Source organism: Streptomyces sp. Ag109_O5-1 (genome assembly GCF_003814875.1).
Classification (GTDB): Bacteria; Actinomycetota; Actinomycetes; order Streptomycetales; family Streptomycetaceae; genus Streptomyces; species Streptomyces sasae.
This window is the reverse complement of record NZ_RKQF01000001.1, coordinates 9,612,127-9,636,856: the sequence shown is the minus strand read 5'-3', so window position 1 is coordinate 9,636,856 and position 24,730 is coordinate 9,612,127. Positions and strand designations below refer to the sequence as shown.

At 66.8% G+C, this 24,730-nt stretch carries 16 protein-coding genes, 3 rRNA genes, 1 pseudogene and 1 riboswitch; of the genes and pseudogenes, 4 read left to right on the top strand and 16 right to left on the bottom strand.

Annotation, left to right across the window (positions count from 1 at the left end; genetic code table 11):
- Positions 1-88 precede the first annotated feature (88 nt).
- A riboswitch (glycine riboswitch) is annotated at positions 89-182 on the bottom strand.
- Between the two features lie 114 nt (positions 183-296).
- Positions 297-677, top strand: a complete 381-nt coding sequence (locus EDD90_RS59190) for a PRC-barrel domain-containing protein (RefSeq protein WP_185149433.1) — start codon at positions 297-299, stop codon at positions 675-677.
- Here EDD90_RS59190 and EDD90_RS43915 read toward each other — a convergent pair.
- From EDD90_RS43915 to EDD90_RS43855, 13 genes and pseudogenes are all read right to left on the bottom strand, one after another.
- Positions 590-2,129, bottom strand: a pseudogene (locus tag EDD90_RS43915) (DNA polymerase IV). The gene EDD90_RS59190 and the pseudogene EDD90_RS43915 overlap by 88 nt on opposite strands.
- 101 nt (positions 2,130-2,230) lie before the next feature.
- On the bottom strand, positions 2,231-2,875 hold the full coding sequence (locus tag EDD90_RS43910) for a MerR family transcriptional regulator (RefSeq protein ID WP_123978642.1): 645 nt from the start codon (positions 2,873-2,875) through the stop codon (positions 2,231-2,233).
- Positions 2,876-3,138: 263 nt separating this feature from the next.
- Positions 3,139-3,612: a bifunctional nuclease family protein gene (locus tag EDD90_RS43905; protein ID WP_026253112.1), complete on the bottom strand. Its 474-nt coding sequence runs from the start codon at positions 3,610-3,612 to the stop codon at positions 3,139-3,141.
- 91 nt (positions 3,613-3,703) lie between these two features.
- Positions 3,704-4,441, bottom strand: a complete 738-nt coding sequence (locus EDD90_RS43900; RefSeq protein WP_123978641.1) for a MerR family transcriptional regulator — start codon at positions 4,439-4,441, stop codon at positions 3,704-3,706.
- A 41-nt stretch (positions 4,442-4,482) separates the two neighbouring features.
- A complete protein-coding gene (locus EDD90_RS43895) occupies positions 4,483-5,313 on the bottom strand; it encodes an FHA domain-containing protein (RefSeq protein ID WP_185149432.1) in 831 nt (276 codons plus the stop codon).
- Between the two features lie 190 nt (positions 5,314-5,503).
- Positions 5,504-6,370, bottom strand: coding sequence for a DUF881 domain-containing protein (locus EDD90_RS43890; protein ID WP_123978639.1), 867 nt, complete (start codon positions 6,368-6,370; stop codon positions 5,504-5,506).
- 5 nt (positions 6,371-6,375) lie between these two features.
- Entirely contained in the window at positions 6,376-6,708 is a 333-nt protein-coding gene (locus EDD90_RS43885) for a small basic family protein (RefSeq protein ID WP_046727248.1), read from the bottom strand.
- The gene (locus tag EDD90_RS43880; RefSeq protein WP_260328484.1) at positions 6,705-7,616 is read right to left on the bottom strand and encodes a DUF881 domain-containing protein; all 912 of its coding nucleotides are present in this window, start codon (positions 7,614-7,616) and stop codon (positions 6,705-6,707) included. Before EDD90_RS43880 ends, EDD90_RS43885 begins: the two co-directional genes overlap by 4 nt.
- Before the next feature lie 106 nt (positions 7,617-7,722).
- Positions 7,723-10,218, bottom strand: coding sequence for a mannose-1-phosphate guanyltransferase (locus tag EDD90_RS43875; RefSeq protein ID WP_123978637.1), 2,496 nt, complete (start codon positions 10,216-10,218; stop codon positions 7,723-7,725).
- A gap of 126 nt (positions 10,219-10,344) precedes the next feature.
- The gene (locus EDD90_RS43870; protein ID WP_123978636.1) at positions 10,345-10,953 is read right to left on the bottom strand and encodes a CDP-alcohol phosphatidyltransferase family protein; all 609 of its coding nucleotides are present in this window, start codon (positions 10,951-10,953) and stop codon (positions 10,345-10,347) included.
- A gap of 112 nt (positions 10,954-11,065) precedes the next feature.
- Positions 11,066-11,182 (bottom strand): 5S ribosomal RNA (gene rrf / locus EDD90_RS43865).
- Between the two features lie 91 nt (positions 11,183-11,273).
- Positions 11,274-14,377, bottom strand: a 23S ribosomal RNA gene (locus EDD90_RS43860).
- Positions 14,378-14,683: 306 nt separating this feature from the next.
- Positions 14,684-16,207, bottom strand: a 16S ribosomal RNA gene (locus tag EDD90_RS43855).
- The 16S, 23S and 5S rRNA genes sit together here, the layout of an rRNA operon.
- 553 nt (positions 16,208-16,760) lie before the next feature.
- Between EDD90_RS43855 and EDD90_RS43845 the strand changes: the two genes are divergently transcribed.
- Both EDD90_RS43845 and ptsP read left to right on the top strand, forming a co-directional pair.
- Positions 16,761-17,210, top strand: coding sequence for a PTS glucose transporter subunit IIA (locus tag EDD90_RS43845; RefSeq protein WP_123978634.1), 450 nt, complete (start codon positions 16,761-16,763; stop codon positions 17,208-17,210).
- Positions 17,211-17,317: 107 nt separating this feature from the next.
- Complete coding sequence (ptsP, locus tag EDD90_RS43840) at positions 17,318-18,988, top strand: phosphoenolpyruvate--protein phosphotransferase (RefSeq protein ID WP_123978633.1); 1,671 nt, start codon at positions 17,318-17,320, stop codon at positions 18,986-18,988.
- A gap of 69 nt (positions 18,989-19,057) precedes the next feature.
- Here the strand turns inward: ptsP and EDD90_RS43835 are convergent, their stop codons facing one another.
- Together EDD90_RS43835 and EDD90_RS43830 are read right to left on the bottom strand one after the other, a co-directional pair.
- Positions 19,058-19,951: a hypothetical protein gene (locus EDD90_RS43835; RefSeq protein ID WP_123978632.1), complete on the bottom strand. Its 894-nt coding sequence runs from the start codon at positions 19,949-19,951 to the stop codon at positions 19,058-19,060.
- Positions 19,952-19,973: 22 nt separating this feature from the next.
- Positions 19,974-21,182, bottom strand: coding sequence for an MFS transporter (locus tag EDD90_RS43830; RefSeq protein WP_123978631.1), 1,209 nt, complete (start codon positions 21,180-21,182; stop codon positions 19,974-19,976).
- Positions 21,183-21,293: 111 nt separating this feature from the next.
- Between EDD90_RS43830 and EDD90_RS43825 the strand changes: the two genes are divergently transcribed.
- The gene (locus tag EDD90_RS43825) at positions 21,294-22,613 is read left to right on the top strand and encodes an aminotransferase class I/II-fold pyridoxal phosphate-dependent enzyme (protein WP_123978630.1); all 1,320 of its coding nucleotides are present in this window, start codon (positions 21,294-21,296) and stop codon (positions 22,611-22,613) included.
- A gap of 18 nt (positions 22,614-22,631) precedes the next feature.
- Here the strand turns inward: EDD90_RS43825 and EDD90_RS43820 are convergent, their stop codons facing one another.
- A complete protein-coding gene (locus tag EDD90_RS43820; RefSeq protein ID WP_123978629.1) occupies positions 22,632-24,599 on the bottom strand; it encodes an acetoacetate--CoA ligase in 1,968 nt (655 codons plus the stop codon).
- Positions 24,600-24,730: the final 131 nt, after the last annotated feature.

The following is a 24,730-nucleotide window of genomic DNA, read 5'->3' as shown; positions in this document are numbered from 1 at the left end:
GAGAGCTTCACCGGATGCCCGAAGGCTCCGGCTTTCACCGTCGGTGAGGGCGGACACCGTCGACACCCGCCCTGCTTTCCAGAGTGACCTCGTCCATGCGGTACGTGGGCCTGAGAGATTCCGGGGAGGATTTGCTCCTTCGGCGCCTCCGGTTGCCCGGAGGACTCTCCCGCACGGGGTCAGCAGCCGCTTGCCAGCCTACCAGCGAGGGCAACGCACGGGCCTTCGAGTGGCCGCCTCCTTGAATGTGCTCTTTTGTAGTGCTTACGGATGATTTGCGACCAAGTGGAGGGCCCGTGCAGACCGACATCGATCCGCGCAACCTGATCGGCCGCAAGGCGTTCGACCGCAACGGCACGAAGATCGGCACGATCGACGAGGTGTACCTCGACGACGCGACCGGAGTGCCGGAGTGGGCGGCCATACGCACCGGCCTGTTCTCCCGGGACGCCTTCGTGCCCCTGGAACCCAGCGAACTGGTCGAGGGCACCCTCCAGGTCCCCTTCGACCGCACCCTGATCAAAGACGCGCCCGACTTCGGCGTGGGCCGCCATCTGTCCCCGGAACAGGAACTCCAGCTCTACCACCACTACGGCCTGGACACGACCGCCCCGCCCCCGGACCACCCGGACCACGACTTCGGCAAGCTGGCGGGAACGGAGGACGCGGGGGCGTGAGCGCCGAAGGGGGTGCCGCCGAAGGGGGGTGCCTGCCAGGCCGTCGGTCGCCTGCGGGTGGGTGGGGGCTGGTCGCGCAGTTCCCCGCGCCCCTTACGAGGCGCTGCCCAACCGGTCTCCCGGCACCAGCGGCAACGGATCCGCCGGCTCCAGTTCGGGGTCGTCGACCCGGAACGTCCGCACCCGCCCCGGCACCAGCGACCCCGGCGTCTCGAAGCGCACCGTCACCCTGCCCAGCCCGCTCCCCTGCACCCATCCGTGTCCGTACTCGGCATGCCGCACATCGTGTCCCGCACGCCAGCGCCGCTCGGCGGCCGCCTCCTGCTCGGCGACCGGCTCGGGGACGGCCTCCTCCGACAGGACGTCCGCCCCCTCTTCGGCCGCCGCTTGCGCGAACAGGTCCTCCTGCGTGAAATCGGCCAGCCCCGACACCCCCACCCCCAGCAACCGCACACCCCCCGTCGTGTCCACCGAGTCCAGCAACCGTGCTGCCGCCTCCCGCACCACCGCCGGGTCATCGGTGGGACCTCTGAGCGTCTCCGAACGGGTCAGCGTCGAGAAGTCGTACCGCCGCACCTTCAGCACGATCGTGCGTCCCGACAGCCCGGCCTCCCGCAGCCGCCGTACACACCGGTCAGCCAGCCGCTGCACCTCCAGGCCCACCCGCATCCGGTCGTGGATGTCCACGTCGTACGTGTCCTCGACGGACACCGACTTGGTCTCCCGCTCCGCCACCACGGGCCGCTCGTCGTGCGCCAGGGCCATCGCGTACAGCCCGTGTCCGTGCGCCTTGCCCAGCAGCCGCACCAGCTCGTCCTCGCCCGCCTCGGCGATCTCCTCGACGGTGGTGATGCCGGCCCGCCGCAGATGGTCCCCCGTCGCCGGCCCCACCCCCGGCAGCGTCCGCACCGGCATCGGTCCCAGCATCGCCCGCTCGGTACCCGGCTCGATCAGCACCAGACCGTCCGGCTTGGCCTGCTCGGAGGCGATCTTCGCGAGCATCTTGGAGGCGGCGAGCCCGACGGACCCGGAGAGCGCCGTGACGGCCCGTATGTCCGCGCGCAGCCTCTCCCCCACCGATCGCGCCGACGGCGCGTCCCAGGCCGCCCCGGCGGCCTCCAGATCCACGAACGCCTCGTCCAGGCTCAGCGGCTCCACCAGCGGCGACAGCGCGCGCAGCAGCCCCATCACCTGCTCGCTGATCAACCGGTACAGCCCGAAGCGCGGCACGAGATACGCAGCGTTCGGCGCCAGCCTGCGTGCCTGGGCCATCGGCATCGCGGAGTGCACCCCGAACACCCGGGCCTCGTACGACGCGGTGGCCACCACACCGCGTGGTCCGAGCCCGCCCACGATCACGGCCTTCCCGCGCAGACTCGGCTTGGACGCCTGCTCCACCGAGGCGAAGAAGGCATCCATGTCGAGATGCAGGATCGTGGGCGCGTTTCTCACATGTCCGATGCTGCACCACAGCACTGACAACGCCCCGGCACGGTCGCGTGCCGGGGCGTTGTCACGACGGTCGTCAGGCCAAGCGCCTTCGGGCCAGGAGTTCAGACCGCCCGGTTGCGCCGCCGGGCCAGCTCGTCGGCGGGGTTGTGCCCGACGAGCGTCTCCCCGGTGTCCACGCGCTCGCCGTGCAGCTGGGAGAGTGCGCTTTCTACGTCCCGCCAGACCACTCCGACCGCGATACCGAAGATGCCCTGGCCGCCCTGGAGCAGGGCGTGCACCTCGTCCGGCGAGGTGCACTCGTAGACCGTGGCGCCGTCGCTCATGAGGGTCATGCGCTCCAGATCGCTGAAACCGCGTTCCCTGAGGTGCTGAACAGCTGTACGGATGTTCTGGAGGGACACCCCGGTGTCCAGGAATCGCTTGACGATCTTCAGGACGACCACGTCCCGGAAGCTGTACAGCCGCTGCGTACCCGACCCGTAGGCGGGCCGCACGCTGGGCTCGACCAGACCGGTGCGGGCCCAGTAGTCGAGCTGCCGATAGGTGATGCCAGCCGCCGCACAGGCCGTGGGCCCCCGGTAGCCGATCTCCTCGGTCGCCATGGACGCCGCCCCTCCGCCGCTCGGCACTGCCGCCGGCCGCTGCGGGGTGCGACCGGCCGCGCTGCCGTGAAGCGCGTACGGACCGCTCTCCCCGAGACCGCGTCCCGGGGCACCCCCAGCCGTACCGTCGCCGCTGCTTCTCACGCCGACCTCCGTCCTTGACCTGCCTTCTCGACGGTAGGCAGTCACCAGGGGCGCGTCAACGATCGCCACACTCGGCACGCCGAGTGATAATCACCCTAGGAGTGGTTTCCCGTGCTCCACCGCGGGGAAAGGCTAGCCGAATGCTCTGGCGGGAAGCCGTAGGACGCTCTCAATGGCCGCTGGCAATTGCCCATGAGTTACGCATGCCCAGCCGTGAACCGGCCCGCCACCTGCCTTCCGGCGGGTGACGGGCCGCTCTGTCCTCACTGGCTGCTGGTGCCGAAGTCCTCGGGCGAGATCTGGTCGAGGAACTCGCGGAACTTCTCCACCTCGTCCTCCTGCTCGTCCGGGATCGCGATGCCCGCGTCGTCCAGCACCGTGTCACTGCCGTAGATCGGCGTTCCGGTGCGCAGCGCCAGCGCTATCGCGTCGGACGGACGGGCGCTCACCTCGACGCCGCTGGCGAACACCAGCTCCGCGTAGAAGACGCCTTCACGCAGGTCCGTGATGCGTACTTCGGTGAGCTCCTGACCGACGGCCTCCAGCACGTCCTTGAACAGGTCGTGGGTCAGCGGTCGCGCAGGGGCCATGCCCTGCTGGGCGAAAGCGATCGCCGTCGCCTCCCCCGGCCCGATCCAGATGGGGAGGTAGCGGTCGCCTCCCACTTCGCGCAGGAGCACGATCGGTTGGTTGGAGGGCATTTCCACCCGGACACCTACGACATCGAGCTCGTTCACACAGCAACCCTAGGCCGTGCCCGGGACGTTTGGGTAGTCGGGCCAAAAACGCGCGCCCGATCCGGCCTAGGCCCGGGTCCTGTCACGACCGTCACGGCAGCCGCACCCCGAGCGCGGTCTGCACCAGCGCGGCGTGCAGTCTCACCGTGAGCGCCGCCAGCTCCTTCGCACGGGCCTCCGCATGGGCCCTGGTCTGCGGGTTGCGGTGACGCCTGAGCGGGGCCACCACCTGGTCCACCAGGCCCGCCTCACGATCGGCCGCGGCCTTCATCACCCTCAGATGGCGCGGCTCGATCCCGAACCGGCCCAGCTCGGCCACGAGCGTGGCCACCGTGACCGTCTCGGCGTCGTACACGCCGTCCTGCAGGGGAGCGATCAGCCCGTACGACTCCCACTCCTTCAGACAGCTCTCGTCGATCCCGGCAGCCGCGAGCAGCTCGTCCCGCCCGATCCGGGCCACAGCGGGCGGCTCGGGGCCCAGCTGTACGGCCTCGCCGTCCCGCTGCCGGCCCAGTACGGGCAGCTGTACGGCCTCACCGCGCTCCATGGCGTCCAGGTACTCCCGGATGACCTTGAGCGGCAGATAGTGGTCCCGCTGCATCCTCAGGACGTGTCCGAGCCGCTCCACGTCCCCGGCACTGAACTTGCGGTACCCGGAAGGGGTGCGGCGCGGCTCGATGAGCCCCTCCGACTCCAGGAAGCGGATCTTGGAGATGGTGACTTCGGGGAACTCGTCGCGCAGCACGTTCAGCACCGTGCCGATACTCATCAGCCCGGTCTCCGTGGCGGCGGTGCCGTGACCGGTACCGCCGCTCGGTGTGTGCAGCATGGACCTTCTTCCCTCGGATCCCCCGGACGAGGTCCGGAGGGTCAGATGCCCTGCCGGCTCGCGTAGAAGACCAGCCGGTACTTGCCGATCTGGACCTCGTCACCGTTCGACAGAGCGACCTGGTCGATGCGCTCCCGGTTGACGTACGTGCCGTTGAGGCTGCCCACGTCGGCCACCGTGAACGAACCGTCAGGCTGACGGCGGAACTCCACGTGCCGACGCGAGACCGTCACGTCGTCCAGGAAGATGTCGCTCTGCGGGTGACGCCCGGCCGTGGTCAGGTCGCTGTCCAGCAGGAAGCGGCTGCCCGAGTTCGGGCCACGGCGCACGACCAGCAGGGCCGAGCCCACCGGCAGCGCGTCGACGGCCGCCTGGGCCTCGGGCGAGAGCGCCGGCACCTGGGTCTGGCCGGTGACCTCGGCGTCGTAGGCCTCCAGGCCGGAGATCGAGATCGTGGAAGTCGTCTCCGCCGCACGCTCGGGGACGGCACCCGCACGCAGCGGGGCACCACAGTTGGAACAGAAGCGGGCGTTCTCCGCGTTGCGGTTACCGCACCTCGTACAAACCAGGGCCGACATCGACGGATCCTCCTGCCGCGGCTGCCCCGCCGGGGCGTTGGACGCGTACGGGCCGGAGGCGAACCCTCCACCCGCACCTGAGGTTGACGGTTGCCCGAAACCTATGCCGCCGGACTGGGACGGGTCAACTGACGGCGCGCCCTGACCTCCCGAAATGTCACCCCCCGGACCAGCCACCTGATCCCGGAACAGCGGGCGCTGACCCTCCTCGTCGGGCTGTGCACGATGGCGAGCGGTCGCGTTGTCGCTGCCTTCTCGCGCGCTCTTGCCGAACAACTTCGCAAACAACTTCACGGGCGATTCCCCTTGACCGAAACAGACCCGCCCGTGGGGCAGGACGAACCCTGACTGAATAAACCGGCCGACCCGGACAACCACACAACGTCCGTATCCACCAGACAGTTTCCACCACGCACCCGCTCCCCGGTGCGCCGACCCCCCGCATCCTCATGCCCTCGCCGGACGTCCGCCATGCACCGCCGGTTCACTGTGAGGACGACCGAGCGTAGTCAGGCTCCTTCGCCGGTCGCAAGGCATCCACGACGATCTTGGCCGACCGCTCGACGGACACGGTCGCCTGTTCCTTCTCCAGGGTCTGCACCACGCCTCCGGGGATGTTGAGGGCCGGTTCGAGGTCCTGCGGCTTGCCGATCACCTTGAAAACGAAGGGCTGGGTGATCTTGTTCCCGTCGACGCTCACACTCTTCCCGGAGTCCGCCAGGTAGGTACCGGCGATCACCCGCACCCCGTTGACCTGGATCGCCTCCGCGCCGGCCGCGCGCAGCTCCTGGATCGCGTCGAGCAGCATGTCCGCCTGCACCGTCCCCTTCGGGTCGTCGACCGTCATCGTGATGCCAGGACCCTGCGCCGCCACGGTGCCCGCCAGAATGCCGAGTTGCCGCTCCTTCTCGGCCGTCTGTCTGCGGGCCTCCGCCGCCTGGTCGGAGCTGCTCTGCAACTCCTGGCGCTGCTTCTCCAGTCCTGTCTTCTCGTCCTCAAGACGCTGGGTACGGTCGTCCAGTTCATCGAGGATGCGCACAAGATCTTCCTGGCGGGCCCCGCGCAGCGCGCTGTCGCTGTCGCTGTTCGACGCCACCTGGACGGCGAGACCGAATCCGAGCCCGAACAGCAGCACGGCGACGATCAGTTGGGCGCGGCTGACCCGCGGCGGCCACAGCCCCTGGACCAGTCGCCTGCGACCGGTCAGGCCGGCCTCCGGATCCGGCCCGGCGACCGGTTCGGGCGCCGGCGCCGCGGCGGGCACCTCGTCCGGCAGTTCCTTGCGCAGCGGGTTCTCCGGCCGCTTCTCGTGCTCACGGCCGTTCTCGCTGTCGTTCTCGTTCTCGCTCATGCCGCTCACGCCCGGAAGACGTGCCGCCGGATCGCCGCGGCGTTGGAGAAGATACGGATACCGAGGACCACCACGACACCCGTCGACAGCTGCGAGCCCACGCCCAACTTGTCGCCCAGGAACACGATCAGCGCGGCCACCACCACGTTCGACAGGAACGACACCACGAAGACCTTGTCGTCGAAGATCCCGTCGAGCATGGCTCGCAGACCGCCGAAGACGGCGTCGAGCGCCGCGACGACAGCGATCGGCAGATACGGCTCGACGACCGCCGGAACCTCAGGACGGACCAAAAGTCCGGCCACGACGCCCACGACGAGGCCAAGTACGGCGATCACGATGTGCCCTTCTCAGTCTTCTCGGTGTACGGCTCCGCCGTACGTACGATCACGCTCGGTGCGGCGGCCAACTGGACGTCACTCTCCGTGGAGATCGTCGCCCTGATGTCGAAGTTCTGCTCCAGTGCGTGCAGGTACAGCCCGTCCGGACTGTCCTGGAACCTGGAACCGAGCTTCGCCCCGTCCCCCACCGCCAGCACCGTGTACGGCGGTACCAGCGGCCTGTTGTCGACCAGTATCGCGTCTCCGGCCGCCCTGATCGCGGACAGGGCGGTCAGCCGCTGCCCGTTGATGGAGATCGCCTCGGCGCCGGAACCCCACAGCCCGTTCACGACACGCTGCATGTCGTGGTCGCGGACCCGGCCGGTGTCGGAGAACCCGGAGGTCTCCCGGGGATTGCTGGCGTCGCCGCCGGAGGATGCCTCCTTGGCGTCGTTCACCACCAGTTTCACACCGGGGCCGTGCACCGCCGTGGCACCCGACAGGACGCCCATCAGGTCCACCTGCCCGCTGCCGCCGCTCTCCTTCAGCGCCGCGCGCTGGCGGTCGCTGACGTCGTCACGCAGCTTGTCGACATTCGTCTCGAGCTTGTCGGCGGCCGCGGTCTCCCGGTCGATGCGGTCGATGAGCTCCTGGCGCTCCTTGGCCACGACCGGCGCCGTCACATGCGCCTGCGCCGCTCCCAGGGTCACCACCAGGGCCGCGAGCACCAGACCGCCGGCGAGCCCCAGCTTCGCCCGGAGGGTCTTCGGCATGCCGCCGCCCTGCCCCTGAGCCCGCTTGCGGGCGGCCGCCTCGGCGTACCCGTCGTCGAGGCTGTGGTCCATGACGTTGGTGATCAACGACATGGAGGCGTCCGGGCGCTGCGGCCGGGTGGCGCTGCTCCGAACGGGGGGTTGCTGCGGCATGCCGCACATCGTCGCACGTCGCGGCCCGTACCTCCGAATGGCCCCACCGGCGTGCCGGACGGGCCCCCTGGGGACACCTGTCCGGCACGCACGCGTGCAGTGTTTTCTACCGTCCGGCGCTGTCCACGATCGCCGACCACTCGTCCAACAGGGCCTGCGCGGAGGCGTCGTCGGGCCCCTCGGCCCACAGATGGGTGACCGCCTCAGCCGGGTCGGGCAACACCATCACCCAGCGTCCGTCGGTCTCCACGACCCGCACACCGTCGGTCGTGTCGACGAAGCGATCACCGGCCGCCTCGACGACACGCCGCATGACCAGCCCCTTGACAGCCCACGGGGTCGCCAGGTCCCGCTTGAGGACGTGCGCCCGCGGGATCCGGGCGTCGATCTGGCTGAGCGTGAGCTGCGTCCGCGCCACCAGACCGATCAGGCGTACGAAGGCGGCCGTACCGTCGTACACACTGCTGAACTCGGGGACGATGAACCCACCCTTTCCGTCACCGCCGAAGATGGTGCCCTCCTCACGCCCCACGCGCGTGAGGTCGTCGGGAGAGGTGGTCGTCCACTCGACCTGGGTGCCGTGGTACGCGGCCACCTGCTCGGCGATCCGGGTCGTGGTGACCGGAAGCGCCACCCGGCCGCTGCGCCGCTCGGCGGCGACCAGGTCGAGCATGACCAGCAGCGCCCGGTCGTCCTCGATGATGCGGCCCTTCTCGTCCACCAGGGACAACCGCTCGCCGACCGGGTCGAACCGTACGCCGAACGCGGCCCCGGAGGAGGCCACGATCTCACCGAGCCGCACCAGGCCCGACCGCCGCTGGTCGGCCGTCTCCGTGGGCCTGGCCTCGTTCAGGCCGGGGTTGATGGTCAGCGAGTCCACTCCGAGTTTGCCGAGCAGGCTGGGCAGGACGAGCCCGGCGCTGCCGTTGGAGGCGTCCACGACGACCTTCAGGCCCGCGTCGGCGATCCCGGTCGTGTCGACGTTCCGCAGCAGCGACCCCGTGTACGAGTCGAAGACGCTGGCCGGGAAGTAGAGGTCGCCGATCTCGCCCGGGAACGCGCGGCGGTACTCCTGTCGCGCGAAGATCCGGTCCAGCTTCCGCTGGCTGGCCTGCGAGAGGTCCGCGCCCTGCCCGTCGAAGAACATGATGTCGACGGAGTCGGGCACCCCTGGCGAGGTCCTGATCATGATGCCGCCGGCACTGCCCCGTGCGGTCTGCTGCCGCGCCACGGGCAGCGGTACGTTCTCCAGGTCCCGTACGTCGATGGCGCTGGCCTGGAGCGCCGAGATGACCGCCCGCTTGAGCGCACGGGCACCACGGGAGTGGTCACGGGCCGTCGTGACGGTGGACCCCTTCTTCAGGGTGGTCGCATACGCGCCGGCGAGCCGTACGGCCAGCTCCGGGGTGATCTCCACGTTGAGAATGCCGGACACACCACGAGCGCCGAACAGATGCGCCTGCCCCCGGGACTCCCAGATCACCGACGTGTTGACGAACGCGCCGGCCTCGATGGTCTTGAACGGATAGACCCGGACGTTGCCCTGAACGATCGATTCTTCACCGATCAGGCACTCGTCCCCGATGACCGCCCCGTCCTCGATCCGGGCGGCCCGCATGATGTCGGTGTTCTTCCCGACGACACAGCCCCGAAGATTGCTGTGCTGCCCGACGTACACGTTGTCGTGGACGACGGCCCGGTGCAGGAAGGCCCCGCTCTTCACCACGACATTGGATCCGACGACGGTGTGCTCACGGATTTCCGCGCCGGCCTCGACCTTGGCGTAGTCACCGATGTACAGCGGCCCACGCAGTTCGGCGTCGGCGTGCACCTCGGCGCCCTCCGCCACCCAGACGCCCGGGGATATCTCGAAGCCGTCGATGTCGACGTCGACCTTGCCCTCCAGGACGTCGGCCTGCGCCTTCACATACGACTCGTGCGTCCCGACGTCCTCCCAGTAGCCCTCGGCGATATAGCCGTAGATCGGCTTGCCTTCCTTCATCAATTGCGGGAAGACATCGCCGGACCAGTCGACCGGAACGTCGGCCTCTACATAGTCGAATACTTCGGGCTCCATGACGTAGATGCCCGTGTTCACCGTGTCGGAGAAGACCTGTCCCCAGGTCGGCTTCTCCAGGAAGCGCTCGACCTTCCCCTCTTCGTCGACGATGGTGATGCCGAATTCCAGGGGATTGGGCACTCGCGTCAGACAGACCGTGACGAGCGCGCCCTTCGCCTTGTGGAAGTTGATCAGCTCGGTGAGGTCGAAGTCGGTCAGCGCATCGCCGGAGATGACCAGGAAAGCATCGTCCTTCAACGCCTCTTCGGCGTTCTTGACGCTTCCGGCGGTACCGAGTGGCTTCTCCTCGTTGGCATAGGTGAGCTCCATTCCGAGCTCCTCGCCGTCCCCGAAGTAGTTCTTGACGAGCGATGCCAGGAACTGCACGGTGACGACGGTCTCGGTGAGCCCATGCCTTTTGAGCAGCCGTAGCACATGCTCCATGATCGGGCGGTTCACCACCGGAAGGAGCGGCTTGGGCATGCTTGAGGTCATGGGGCGAAGGCGTGTGCCTTCGCCACCGGCCATCACGACGGCCTTCATGTCGGAAGCGTCCTCCTCTAAGAGATGACGGTCTAGCCGACTTCACCCGTCCAGATTGTCCCGCACTTTTCCGCCGCGGGCCATCGAGAGCAATCGAGGGCCACTACGTCCGGACAATCGCCGAGCTCAATCGGCTGTGGCGTCCGCACGAACCAGGCGACGGACCTGCACCACGTAGAGCACTCCTGCCCACCAGTAGAGCGTTGTACCCCACCCGGCGAACGCCCATCCGAAAATAGCAGCGAGTGACGAGATCCAACCGCTTCCGTCACTGAGCAACAGGAGCGGGAACGCGTACATCAGATTGAACGTCGCGGCCTTACCGAGGAAGTTCACCTGTGGCGGCGGATAGCCGTGCCGCCTGAGGATCCCCACCATCACCAGCAGCATCAGTTCACGCAGCAGTAGCGCGGCCGTCAGCCAGAGCGGCAGAATCTCGCGCCAGGTGAGTCCGACCAACGTCGACAGGACGTAGAGCCGGTCGGCGGCGGGGTCGAGAAGCCGGCCGAGGCTGCTGATCTGGTTCCAGCGCCGGGCGAGCTTGCCGTCCAGGTAGTCGCTGACGCCGCTGAAGAGGAGCACCAGCAGGGCCCAGCCGTCGCTCTTGGGGCCGCCGAACTCGGGCCTGAGGATCAACCACAGGAAGACGGGTACGCCGACGAGACGCGCCATGCTGAGGATGTTCGGGATGGTGAGGACCCGGTCCGTCTGGACACGCGTCTCCTGGACCTCCACCCGGGGGCCTCCTGTGGTGGGAAACGAGCCAACTTTGCTCCCTGACCCTACCTCAACGCAAAAAAGCTCTGGCTCTTGGGCTTGTTGCCCAAGAGCCAGAGCTCTAAAAGGAGTTCGGCGGCGTCCTACTCTCCCACAGGGTCCCCCCTGCAGTACCATCGGCGCTGTGAGGCTTAGCTTCCGGGTTCGGAATGTAACCGGGCGTTTCCCTCACGCTATGACCACCGAAACACTATGAAACTGTGAATGCCGCACCATGCCGTGACCCTGGCATGGGGCTGTTCGTGGTTTCAGAACCAACACAGTGGACGCGAGCAACTGAGGACAAGCCCTCGGCCTATTAGTACCGGTCACCTCCACCAGTTACCTGGCTTCCAGATCCGGCCTATCAACCCAGTCGTCTACTGGGAGCCTTACCCTCTTATAGAGGTGGGAGTCCTCATCTCGAAGCAGGCTTCCCGCTTAGATGCTTTCAGCGGTTATCCCTCCCGAACGTAGCCAACCAGCCATGCCCTTGGCAGAACAACTGGCACACCAGAGGTTCGTCCGTCCCGGTCCTCTCGTACTAGGGACAGCCCTTCTCAAGACTCCTACGCGCACAGCGGATAGGGACCGAACTGTCTCACGACGTTCTAAACCCAGCTCGCGTACCGCTTTAATGGGCGAACAGCCCAACCCTTGGGACCGACTCCAGCCCCAGGATGCGACGAGCCGACATCGAGGTGCCAAACCATCCCGTCGATATGGACTCTTGGGGAAGATCAGCCTGTTATCCCCGGGGTACCTTTTATCCGTTGAGCGACGGCGCTTCCACAAGCCACCGCCGGATCACTAGTCCCGACTTTCGTCCCTGCTCGACCCGTCGGTCTCACAGTCAAGCTCCCTTGTGCACTTACACTCAACACCTGATTGCCAACCAGGCTGAGGGAACCTTTGGGCGCCTCCGTTACTCTTTAGGAGGCAACCGCCCCAGTTAAACTACCCATCAGACACTGTCCCTGATCCGGATCACGGACCCAGGTTAGACATCCAGCACGACCAGACTGGTATTTCAACGACGACTCCACCCGAACTGGCGTCCGAGTTTCAAAGTCTCCCAGCTATCCTACACAAGCCGAACCGAACACCAATATCAAACTGTAGTAAAGGTCCCGGGGTCTTTCCGTCCTGCTGCGCGAAACGAGCATCTTTACTCGTAGTGCAATTTCACCGGGCCTATGGTTGAGACAGTCGAGAAGTCGTTACGCCATTCGTGCAGGTCGGAACTTACCCGACAAGGAATTTCGCTACCTTAGGATGGTTATAGTTACCACCGCCGTTTACTGGCGCTTAAGTTCTCAGCTTCGCCCCGACGAATCAGAGCTAACCGGTCCCCTTAACGTTCCAGCACCGGGCAGGCGTCAGTCCGTATACATCGCCTTACGGCTTCGCACGGACCTGTGTTTTTAGTAAACAGTCGCTTCTCGCTGGTCTCTGCGGCCACCCCCAGCTCAAGAGGAAAACTCTCTCACCAGGTGTGGCCCCCCTTCTCCCGAAGTTACGGGGGCATTTTGCCGAGTTCCTTAACCATAGTTCACCCGAACGCCTCGGTATTCTCTACCTGACCACCTGAGTCGGTTTAGGGTACGGGCCGCCATGAAACTCGCTAGAGGCTTTTCTCGACAGCATAGGATCATCCACTTCACCACAATCGGCTCGGCATCAGGTCTCAGACTATGTGCTGTCCGGATTTGCCTAGACAGCGTCCTACACCCTTACCCCGGGACAACCACCGCCCGGGATGGACTACCTTCCTGCGTCACCCCATCACTCACCTACTACAAGTCTGGTCCGTCGGCTCCACCACTTTCCTTTCCCCGAAGGGTCCGGAACGGCTTCACGGACTTAGCATCGCCTGGTTCGATGTTTGACGCTTCACAGCGGGTACCGGAATATCAACCGGTTATCCATCGACTACGCCTGTCGGCCTCGCCTTAGGTCCCGACTTACCCTGGGCAGATCAGCTTGACCCAGGAACCCTTAGTCAATCGGCGCACACGTTTCTCACGTGTGAATCGCTACTCATGCCTGCATTCTCACTCGTCAACCGTCCACAACTACCTTCCGGTGCTGCTTCACCCGGCAGACGACGCTCCCCTACCCATCACAGCACCCGTTGGGGCTATATGCTGCAATGACACGACTTCGGCGGTACGCTTGAGCCCCGCTACATTGTCGGCGCGGAATCACTAGACCAGTGAGCTATTACGCACTCTTTCAAGGGTGGCTGCTTCTAAGCCAACCTCCTGGTTGTCTCTGCGACTCCACATCCTTTCCCACTTAGCGTACGCTTAGGGGCCTTAGTCGATGCTCTGGGCTGTTTCCCTCTCGACCATGGAGCTTATCCCCCACAGTCTCACTGCCGTGCTCTCACTTACCGGCATTCGGAGTTTGGCTAAGGTCAGTAACCCGGTAGGGCCCATCGCCTATCCAGTGCTCTACCTCCGGCAAGAAACACACGACGCTGCACCTAAATGCATTTCGGGGAGAACCAGCTATCACGGAGTTTGATTGGCCTTTCACCCCTAACCACAGGTCATCCCCCAGGTTTTCAACCCTGGTGGGTTCGGTCCTCCACGAAGTCTTACCTCCGCTTCAACCTGCCCATGGCTAGATCACTCCGCTTCGGGTCTTGAGCGTGCTACTCATACGCCCTATTCGGACTCGCTTTCGCTACGGCTACCCCACACGGGTTAACCTCGCAACACACCGCAAACTCGCAGGCTCATTCTTCAAAAGGCACGCAGTCACACCGAAGTGCTCCCACGGCTTGTAGGCACACGGTTTCAGGTACTATTTCACTCCCCTCCCGGGGTACTTTTCACCATTCCCTCACGGTACTATCCGCTATCGGTCACCAGGGAATATTTAGGCTTAGCGGGTGGTCCCGCCAGATTCACACGGGATTTCTCGGGCCCCGTGCTACTTGGGTGTCTCTCAAACGAGCCGCTGATGTTTCAGCTACGGGGGTCTTACCCTCTACGCCGGACCTTTCGCATGTCCTTCGCCTACATCAACGGTTTCTGACTCGTCTCACGGCCGGCAGACCGTGAAAGAGAGATCCCACAACCCCGTATACGCAACCCCTGCCGGGTCTCACACGCATACGGTTTGGCCTCATCCGGTTTCGCTCGCCACTACTCCCGGAATCACGGTTGTTTTCTCTTCCTGAGGGTACTGAGATGTTTCACTTCCCCTCGTTCCCTCCACACTGCCTATGTGTTCAGCAGTGGGTGACAGCCCATGACGACTGCCGGGTTTCCCCATTCGGAAACCCCCGGATCAAAGCCTGGTTGACGACTCCCCGGGGACTATCGCGGCCTCCCACGTCCTTCATCGGTTCCTGGTGCCAAGGCATCCACCGTGCGCCCTTAAAAACTTGGCCACAGATGCTCGCGTCCACTGTGCAGTTCTCAAACAACGACCAGCCACCCATCACCCCCAAGCCAGAGCCTGGAGTTCACTGGGGCCGGCGACTGAAGGAAGATCATTCCCTCAGACACCCAACAGCGTGCCCGGCCGAACCCCGCCCGAAGATCATGCGTTCCACGCTCCGAAGAGCAGTACTTGCAGCCTCCGACCCGAGAATCCAGACCGAATAATCAACGTTCCACCCATGAGCAACCAGCACCGGACATTCGCCGATGTACTGGCCCCTGACCGGCCTGAACCGGTAAGAAGTGCTCCTTAGAAAGGAGGTGATCCAGCCGCACCTTCCGGTACGGCTACCTTGTTACGACTTCGTCCCAATCGCCAGTCCCACCTTCGACAGCTCCCTCCACAAGGGTTGGGCCACCGGCTTCGGGTGTTACCGACTTTCGTGACGTGACGGGCGGTGTGTACAAGGCCCGGGAACGTATTCACCGCAGCAATGCTGATCTGCGATTACTAGCGACTCCGACTTCATGGGGTCGAGTTGCAGACCCCAATCCGAACTGAGACCGGCTTTTTGAGATTCGCTCCACCTCACGGTATCGCAGCTCATTGTACCGGCCATTGTAGCACGTGTGCAGCCCAAGACATAAGGGGCATGATGACTTGACGTCGTCCCCACCTTCCTCCGAGTTGACCCCGGCGGTCTCCTGTGAGTCCCCATCACCCCGAAGGGCATGCTGGCAACACAGAACAAGGGTTGCGCTCGTTGCGGGACTTAACCCAACATCTCACGACACGAGCTGACGACAGCCATGCACCACCTGTACACCGACCACAAGGGGGCGCCTGTCTCCAGACGTTTCCGGTGTATGTCAAGCCTTGGTAAGGTTCTTCGCGTTGCGTCGAATTAAGCCACATGCTCCGCCGCTTGTGCGGGCCCCCGTCAATTCCTTTGAGTTTTAGCCTTGCGGCCGTACTCCCCAGGCGGGGAACTTAATGCGTTAGCTGCGGCACCGACGACGTGGAATGTCGCCAACACCTAGTTCCCACCGTTTACGGCGTGGACTACCAGGGTATCTAATCCTGTTCGCTCCCCACGCTTTCGCTCCTCAGCGTCAGTAATGGCCCAGAGATCCGCCTTCGCCACCGGTGTTCCTCCTGATATCTGCGCATTTCACCGCTACACCAGGAATTCCGATCTCCCCTACCACACTCTAGCTAGCCCGTATCGACTGCAGACCCGAGGTTAAGCCTCGGGCTTTCACAATCGACGTGACAAGCCGCCTACGAGCTCTTTACGCCCAATAATTCCGGACAACGCTTGCGCCCTACGTATTACCGCGGCTGCTGGCACGTAGTTAGCCGGCGCTTCTTCTGCAGGTACCGTCACTCTCGCTTCTTCCCTGCTGAAAGAGGTTTACAACCCGAAGGCCGTCATCCCTCACGCGGCGTCGCTGCATCAGGCTTTCGCCCATTGTGCAATATTCCCCACTGCTGCCTCCCGTAGGAGTCTGGGCCGTGTCTCAGTCCCAGTGTGGCCGGTCGCCCTCTCAGGCCGGCTACCCGTCGTCGCCTTGGTGAGCCATTACCTCACCAACAAGCTGATAGGCCGCGGGCTCATCCTTCACCGCCGGAGCTTTTAACCCTCACAGATGCCCGTGAGAGTGTTATCCGGTATTAGACCCCGTTTCCAGGGCTTGTCCCAGAGTGAAGGGCAGATTGCCCACGTGTTACTCACCCGTTCGCCACTAATCCCCACCGAAGTGGTTCATCGTTCGACTTGCATGTGTTAAGCACGCCGCCAGCGTTCGTCCTGAGCCAGGATCAAACTCTCCGTGAATGTTTACCGGTAATCCGGTGCACACACACGAGAGCGGAACAGTCGGAGGAATGATCCGACCGTTCACAGCGTCCTCGCTGTGTTTTTTCAAAGGAACCTCGACCATCGGAATGTTCCGACGGACGGGGCATCAACATATCTGGCGTTGATTTTTGGCACGCTGTTGAGTTCTCAAGGAACGGTCGCTTCCTTTGTACTCACCCTCTCGGGCTTTCCTCCGGGCTTCCCTTCGGTGTTCCAAACTCTATCAGTGTTTTTCCGTCTCTCTGACCACCCTCCCGCAGGCATGCGGAAGGTGATCCCGAGTTAGGATCTAACAAGTTTGGGTGCTGCTGAGTAAGGACGCTTTACGGCGCCGCTCGGTCTCAAGCAGGAGTACGACTGTACACGGGGCCTCGAAGGCCGTGCAAATCGATAAGACTGGTGGTCTAGACCACTAGCTGGTACCTTCCATGCGGAACCGCCACTTCACATGACATACGCTGCTGCTCAGTACGCCGTCCGGGACAGGTAGTGACGGCCCGTAAGCAGCTCCACTCCTGGGAGGCTTCCCATGACCACCGTGACGTCCCCGCTCGCAGGACGTGCCATCGGACTCGCCGCAGTGCCGGATCCGGTCTTCTCCGGGGCCATGGTCGGCCCGGGCACGGCCATCGACCCCGCGCGTGAGCCTTCCGTGGTGGTGGCGCCCGTGGACGGAGTCGTTGTCTCTCTCCACCCGCACGCGTTCGTCGTCGTCGACGAGAGCGGGCACGGCGTGCTCACCCACCTCGGTATCGACACCGTGCAGCTCAATGGGCAGGGCTTTGAGCTCCTCGTCAACAAAGGCGACACCGTGACCCGCGGTCAGAGCGTGGTGCGCTGGAACCCGGCCGAGGTCGAGGCCGCCGGCAAGTCCCCGGTGTGCCCCGTCGTGGCCCTGGAGGCAACGGCCGACTCCCTCTCCGACCTCCGTGAAGACGGTGACGTGAAGGCCGGCGACAGTCTCTTCGCCTGGAACTGACTCGTCTGCGACTGACGACCCCGCCGTGCCGTCGTACGACGGAGCAGGCGGCGACCACGACAACCATCGCGGCGGCGGGACCCGCCGCACTATCGGAGACGGGTGAGATGGACACAACGCTGCGAGGCGTCGGCGTGAGCCACGGTGTGGCGATCGGCGAGGTTCGGCACATGGGAACGGCGGTGCTGGAGCCGCCGGCCAAGCAGATCCCGGCGGAAGAGGCGGAGCGGGAGCAGGGACGCGCCCGTCAGGCCGTGGACGCCGTGGCGGCCGACCTGATGGCGCGCGGCAACCTGGCCGGCGGCGAGGCCCAAGCGGTGCTCGAGGCCCAGGCCATGATGGCCCAGGACCCCGAGCTGATGGCCGATGTGGAACGCCGGATCGCCGTCGGCAGCACCGCAGAGCGTGCCGTGTACGACGCGTTCGCCGCCTACCGCGAGCTGCTGGCCGGAGCCGGTGAGTACCTGGCCGGTCGGGTGGCCGACCTGGACGACGTGCGGAATCGTATCGTCGCCCGCCTGCTGGGGGTTCCGATGCCGGGTGTCCCGGACAGTGACGAGCCGTACGTGCTGGTCGCTCGGGACCTGGCGCCGGCGGACACGGCGCTGCTGGACCCGACGCTGGTGCTCGGTTTCGTGACCGAGGAGGGCGGGCCGACGAGTCACAGCGCGATCCTTGCGCGGGCGCTCGGTGTGCCGGCCGTGGTGGCGCTGCCGGGTGCCGGTGAGCTCGCCGAGGGCACGGTGATCGCCGTCGACGGCAGCACCGGCGACATCTTCGTGAACCCGAGTGCGGAGAAGAAGGCCGAGCTGGAGGCCGCGGCCGCCGAGCGCAAGGCGGCGCTCGCCTCCTCGACCGGCCCGGGTGTCACCGCGGACGGGCACAAGGTGCCGCTGCTGGCCAACGTCGGCGGACCGGCCGATGTGCCGGCGGCGGTGGCGGCCGGTGCCGAGGGTGTCGGTCTGTTCCGTACCGAGTTTCTGTTCCTGGACGACAGCAAGAACGCTCCTTCTGAGGAGAAGCAGGTCGAGGCGTACCGCCAGGTGCTCGAGGCGTTCCCGGAGGGTCGGGTCGTCGTGCGTGTCCTGGACGCGGGCGCCGACAAACCGCTGGACTTCCTGACCCCTGCGGACGAGCCGAACCCGGCGCTGGGCGTGCGCGGCCTGCGGACGCTGCTCGACCACCCGGATGTGCTGCGCACCCAGCTGACGGCGCTGGCGAAGGCCGCCGAGGGGCTGCCTGTCCACCTTGAGGTCATGGCGCCCATGGTGGCGGACCGTGCCGACGCGAAGGCGTTCGCGGACGCCTGCCGCGAGGCGGGGCTGCAGGCCAAGTTCGGCGCGATGGTGGAGATTCCGTCGGCCGCGCTGCGGGCGCGCTCGATCCTCCAAGAGGTCGAGTTCCTGTCGCTGGGCACGAACGACCTGGCGCAGTACACGTTCGCCGCGGACCGTCAGGTGGGTGCGGTGTCCCGGCTGCAGGACCCGTGGCAGCCCGCGCTGCTCGACCTGGTCGCGCTGTCCGCGGAGGCGGCGAAGGCCGAGGGCAAGAGCTGTGGTGTGTGCGGTGAGGCCGCGTCCGATCCGCTGCTGGCCTGTGTGCTGACGGGTCTGGGTGTCACCTCCCTCTCCATGGGTGCGGCGTCGATTCCCTATGTCCGGGCGATGCTGGCCAAGTACACGCTGGCCCAGTGCGAGCGGGCCGCCGCGGCCGCGCGTGCCACCGACAGCGCGGACGAGGCGCGCACGGCGGCTCAGGCGGTGCTGTCCGGCGAGTAGCCGGGCGCGGCCGCGACAGGCTGTCTTTCCAGGGGCGCTCCACCTGTGGGTGGAGCGCCCCTGGTGCGTTCAGTGGTGATGGCCCGGTGTCGTGTCCTGGTCTCCGAGGTCGGGAGGTGTGCAGTAGTCGACGCCGGGTTCCGGGGAGATGAGGTCGCCGGATTCGGCGTCGGTGCAGTAGGCGTCGAAGACCTCGCCCGCGGTAAGGGGCAGGAGGCCCTCGCCGCGCAGTCGCCAGCCGTAGATGCGGTCGGCGGTGCCGGGAGCGCTGGTGCGCATCACGAGTCCGCCGGGGCTGCGGGTGGCCAGGCCGAGGGCGAGGACGCTGGTGAATTCGAGGAGTTCGGCTTCGTCGAGGTGTGTGGTGCCCTCACTGCCCTGGTCGGCGTGGAGGACGGTGACGAGGGTTTCGGGTGGTCCGGAGACGCTGCACACGAGGTGGCGGTCGCCTGGCGGGGCGGTGTCGAGGATGCGGGTGAGGAGGTGGGAGGCACGGGTGAAGGCGGCGCGTCCGATGTCCTCGCCGCAGGTGGGGCAGGGGCCGAGACGGGCGAGGAGGGTGCCTGCGTACTCCCAGGTCGCCTGGCGTACCGCCTCGTCGACGAGGACGGGGACGAGGTCGGTGAGGGGTCGGCCGTCGTACGGGATGGTGGCGCCGGTGGCCGCGAGTTCGGCGGTGAAGCGGGTGCGGCTCGCGGGGTCGTCCGGGGTGAGTCCGGTGTCCGTGCAGAACTCGGCGTATTCGTCGGGGTCGAAGAGGGCGAGTGTGGTGTGGGTGCCCTCCGATGCCCGGGTCCTGAGGAGGGCTTCGATCTGCCGGAGGTAGGTGGGGTGGTCGTCGAAGGTGAAGGTGCGGTAGCGCCGCATGGCGCGGAAGTCGTGTTCGTCGGTCAGCAGGCCGATGGTGCCGGCGATTTCGCGGCGCAGGACGCGTCGCATGGTCCGGTGGTCGATGTGCGCCATGGTTCCCCCTGTGAGCGGTCGATCAATGCTCACTCACAGTAACCGGCACCACTGACAATGCGGTTCGCGGTAGCCGGTCACGGACCAGGCGGTGCTGGATTGCGCAGGTCAGGGCGATGGCGGTGCCGAATGCGGTCCAGCCGAACGGGCCGGTGGCGATGGCTGTGGTGACGGCGAGTGGGCCGACGCTGCGCTGGGCGGACTGGGCGAGCCCGTGGACTCCGAGGTAGGCGCCCTGGGCGGTGTCGGGTGCCAGGGCGACGGAGAGTTCCCAGGAGATGGTGGCGTGGAGCATCTCGGCGACGGTGAAGGCGGCGGCCGCGGCGGTGAGCAGGAGGATCGCCGTGAGCGTTCCGCCGGTGGCGGAGAGGGCCATCGTGATGCCGCCCAGGGCGAACGCGGCGGAGAGCGGGACGAGGAGTCGGCGGGCGGCTTCGCTGGTGGTGCCGAAGCGGGCCAGGGGGACCTGGAGTGCCACCACCATCACGTTGTTGAGGACCATCAGCAGGGGTGCGAGGCCGTGGGGTACCTGGTCGCTGTGGGCGATCCAGAGCGGGAGGCCGACCTTGAAGACGGCGTCGTCGAGGAAGAGGACGGTGTCGGTCGCGACGTATGCCAGGTAGGTGCGGTCGCGCCAGGGGTTGGCCGGCTTCGCGGTCCTGGGCTCGGCCTTCGAGCCGGCCACGACCCGTGAGGGCGACGGGGGTTCGCCGCAGCGCAGGGTGAGAAGTGCGGCCGCGATGAAGGAGAGGGCGTCGCCGGCCAGGAGCCAGCGGTAGGCCGTGGTGGTGTCCAGGGCGAGGGCCGCCGCGGCGGCGAGGCCGCCCAGGGCCCAGCCCGCGTTGGCGACGGTGCGGTTGAAGGCCTGGTAGCGGACGCGGTCGGGTCCCGCGATGCGCGTGGCGTAGAGCTTCGTGAAGACGTTGGCGGCGCGGTCTCCGAGGGCGCCGACGGCCGAGACGGCGAGCAGCAGAGCGTAGTTGTCGGTGGTGAGCAGGGTGAAGGAGGCGACGGCACGGACGAGTTGGAGTGCGGCCAGGACGCGAGTGAGGGGCAGCCGGTCGGCGAGACGGCCACCCAGCGGGGCTCCCCCGATGCCGATGGCGCCCGATACGGCGACGAGGGTGCCGACCTCCGCGAGGGAGAGGCCGGAGACGTAGGTGAAGTAGAGGACCGAGACCGATGCCCACAGGCCGCTGCCGATGCGGTCGACGAGGGCGATGGCGAGCATTCTGCGTCCATCGCGGCCTCCGGGTATGCGGCGGGGCCGTGCGGTCGCACCGGGCTTCGCTTTCACTGCTCCCCCTTGTCGGAACTTATGTAGTGATACATACTTGCCAACGTGGTAACACAATATGGGATCACTGGTACGACGGCCAAGGGGATTGCCACGTCCGTCGAAAAGGGCGTGGCGGAGGGCGGGTTGGCCCCTGAGGAGGCGCTGCCGCCGGTGCGGCGGCTCGCGGACGAGCTGGGGGTGAGTCCTGGCACGGTCGCGACGGCGTACAAGGAACTGCGGCGGCGCGGGATCGTCGTCACGCGCGGGCGGGGCGGCACCGTGGTGGCCCCGGTTCCGGCCGTGGCGTCACGGCGGCCGGCCAGGGTTCCGGAGGGGCTCCGCGATCTGGCCGACGGGCATCCCGACCCCGCCCTGCTGCCCGGCCTGGTGCCGCCCTCCCGGCTCTCCCCAGGCGTCCGCTCACATCGTTCGGCGCCCCGGCTCGCGCGCCTCGAGGAGGCCGTACGCGACTGGCTGCGGCCGGACGGCGTGCCGGTGGAGCATGTGACGTTCGCGCACGGGGCTCTGGATCTGGTCGGCCGGCTGCTCTCCGTGGAGTTGCGGCCCGGGGACGCCGTCGCCATGGAGGACCCCGGCTACCACCATCTGCTCGACCTCGTCCCGGCGTTGGGGCTGCGGATCGTGCCGGTCGCCGTGGACGACGAGGGGATTCGTCCGGAGGCCCTGCGTTCCGCGCTGCGCGCGGGTGTGCGGGCTGTGGTGTACAGCCCTCGGGCGCAGAATCCGTACGGCGGCTGCTTCTCCGCGGCCCGCCGGGACGCGTTGGCCGAGGTGCTGCGGGAGGAACCCGAGGTCCTGGTGATCGAGGACGATCACGCCTCCTCGGTGACCGACGTTCCGCTGCACTCGCTGACCGGTGCGGGGTTGGCGCGCTGGGTGCATGTGCGGACGGTGAGCAAGTTCCTGGGGACCGACCTGCGGTGGGCGGCGGCCGCCTGTGACGCGACGACGCTCGCGCGCCATGACGGGCTGCTGCTCCTGACGTCGGGCTGGGTCAGTCACCTGTTGCAGGAGACCGTGCTCGCGCTGATGACGGACGAGGACACGCGCGCGTTGGTGGCACGCGCGCGTGCGGCGTACACACTGCGCCGGGAGACGCTGGCCGGCGAACTGGCCGGGTATGGGATCGTCTCGCACGGTGCCAGCGGGATGAACCTGTGGGTGCCGGTGCGGGACGAGTCGGCCGTGGTGAACGGCCTGCGGTCGTACGGCTGGTGGGTGGCGTCCGGGGCCCGGTTCCGGCTGTCGGCGGGACCGGGCGTCCGGATCTCGATCTCCGGTCTTGAGCCGGCCGAGGCGGTGCGGCTGGCCTCGGACTTCGCCGCCGTGCTGGGTGAGTCCGAGGCCACCTATGGAGGGTGAGCGGGCCCGCCGGGAAGGTCAGCCGCGCTTGCGGGCCAGGTCCTCGTAGAAGCTCAGCAGGCCGAGGTTGTCGATGGATCCTGGGTTGACGGCCTTCTCCAGGGGTGTGCCCTGCAGCAGGCGCTTGACCGGGACCTCGATGCGCTTGCCGGTGAGGGTGTGCGGGACGCCGGGGACCTCGATGATCTCGTCGGGGACGTGTCGCGGCGAGAGCTGCTGGCGGATGGCCTGCTTGATGCGGTTCAACAGGGCGTCGTCGAGGACCGCGCCCGGGGCGAGCTGGACGAACAGGGGCATCCAGTAGCCGCCGTCGGGCTGTTCGATGCCGATGACGAGGGATTCCTTGATCTCGGGCAGGCGTTCGACGACCTCGTAGATGTCGGCCGAGCCCATCCGTACGCCCTGGCGGTTGAGCGTGGAGTCGGAACGGCCGTGGATGATCACCGAGCCGCGCGAGGTGACGGTGATCCAGTCACCGTGCCGCCACACGCCGGGGTACATGTCGAAGTAGCTGTCGTGGTAGCGGCTGCCGTCGGGGTCGTTCCAGAAGTGGATCGGCATCGAGGGCATGGGGTTGGTGACGACCAGTTCGCCGACCTCGTCGACGACGGGTTTGCCGCTGGGGTCCCAGGACTGGAGGTCGGTGCCGAGGCCGGGCGCCTGCAGTTCGCCGCTGTGGACCGGGAGGGTGGGTACGGCGCCCGCGAAGCAGGAGCACACGTCGGTGCCGCCGCTGACGGAGGCGATCCAGAGGTCGTCACGGACCTCGTCGTGCAGCCAGCGGAAGCCGTCGGGGGGCAGCGGCGAGCCGGTGGTGGCGACGCACTGCACCGACGAGAGGTCGAAGTCGCGGGAGGGGTGCACGCCGGCCTTCCGGCAGGCCATCACGTACGCGGCGGAGGTGCCGTAGAGGGTGGCTCCGGTACGTTCGGCGACGCGCCACTGGGCGCTGATGTCGGGGTGGCCGGGGCTGCCGTCGTACAGGACGATCGTGGTGCCCGTGAGAAGGCCGGAGACGAGGAAGTTCCACATCATCCAGCCGGTCGAGGTGTACCAGAAGAAGCGGTCCTCGGGGCCCAGGTCGCAGTGCAGGCCGAGCTGTTTGAGGTGTTCGACCAGGATGCCGCCCTGGGACTGGACGATGGCCTTGGGCAGCCCGGTGGTGCCGGAGGAGTAGAGCACCCAGAGGGGATGGTCGAACGGGACCTGTTCAAATGCGGGTTCGGTGTCGGCGGCGGTCAGGGCCGACCATTCCAGGGCGCCCTCGGGGGCCGGGGTGCCCAGCAACGGGATGTGGACGACGGCACGCAGGGTGGGCAGTTCGCGGCGGAGTTCGGCGACGATCTCGCGGCGGTCGTGCTCCTTGCCGCCGTAGCTGTAGCCGTCGACCGTGAACAGGACGACCGGTTCGACCTGCTGGAAGCGGTCCAGGACGCTGCGGGCGCCGAAGTCGGGGGCGCAGGAGGTCCAGACGGCGCCCACGGCTGCGGTGGCGAGGAGGGCGACGACGGCCTGGGGGATGTTCGGGAGGTAGCCGCTGACGCGATCGCCCGGGCGGACGCCGAGGGCGCGGAGTTCGGCGGCCAGGGAGCCGACCTGACGGCGGAGTTCGGCCCAGGTGACCGGGCTGGGTTCGTGGGTCTCGTCGACGTACAGGAGCGCGGGTTCGTCCGCGCGGGTGGCGGCGGCGCGCAGGGCGTGCTCGGCGTAGTTCAGCCGTGCCCCGGGGAACCACTCAGCGCCGGGCATGGAGCGGTCGCCGAGCACGCGCGCGTAGGGCGTCGAGAACCGTACGTCGAAGAATTCCGTGACGGCTTTCCAGAACGTGTCCAGATGGTCGACGGACCAGCGGTGCAGGGCCGGGTACCCGCCGTCGGCGGGTGCTCCGTGGTGTTCTGCCGCCCAGGACTGGAACTCGGTGATGTGCGCCTGGGCGATCCTTTCCGGATCGGGTCGCCAGAGCGGCTGGGGGTTCGCGGTCGACATGGGGCGGCTCCCGGGCTTCTGCGCTGGTGTGCGTCTCTCGCGCACGGGCTGGGGTGTGCGCGTGACGAGGCTGACAGGGACGATGCCATGTGATCGACTTCTACACCAGGGAGCGCTCCACATAGTCCGTG

Bases quoted from the DNA above. Each gene is read 5' to 3' on its own strand.
- EDD90_RS43820 (WP_123978629.1), bottom strand. From the start codon at position 24,599: ATGTCGACCGCGAACCCCCAGCCGCTCTGGCGACCCGATCCGGAAAGG.
- EDD90_RS43845 (WP_123978634.1), top strand. From the start codon at position 16,761: ATGACCACCGTGACGTCCCCGCTCGCAGGACGTGCCATCGGACTCGCC.
- EDD90_RS43890 (WP_123978639.1), bottom strand. From the start codon at position 6,370: ATGAGCGAGAACGAGAACGACAGCGAGAACGGCCGTGAGCACGAGAAG.
- EDD90_RS43835 (WP_123978632.1), bottom strand. From the start codon at position 19,951: ATGGCGCACATCGACCACCGGACCATGCGACGCGTCCTGCGCCGCGAA.
- ptsP (WP_123978633.1), top strand. From the start codon at position 17,318: ATGGACACAACGCTGCGAGGCGTCGGCGTGAGCCACGGTGTGGCGATC.
- EDD90_RS43880 (WP_260328484.1), bottom strand. From the start codon at position 7,616: ATGCCGCAGCAACCCCCCGTTCGGAGCAGCGCCACCCGGCCGCAGCGC.
- EDD90_RS43830 (WP_123978631.1), bottom strand. From the start codon at position 21,182: ATGCTCGCCATCGCCCTCGTCGACCGCATCGGCAGCGGCCTGTGGGCA.
- EDD90_RS43900 (WP_123978641.1), bottom strand. From the start codon at position 4,441: ATGCTGCACACACCGAGCGGCGGTACCGGTCACGGCACCGCCGCCACG.
- EDD90_RS43875 (WP_123978637.1), bottom strand. From the start codon at position 10,218: ATGAAGGCCGTCGTGATGGCCGGTGGCGAAGGCACACGCCTTCGCCCC.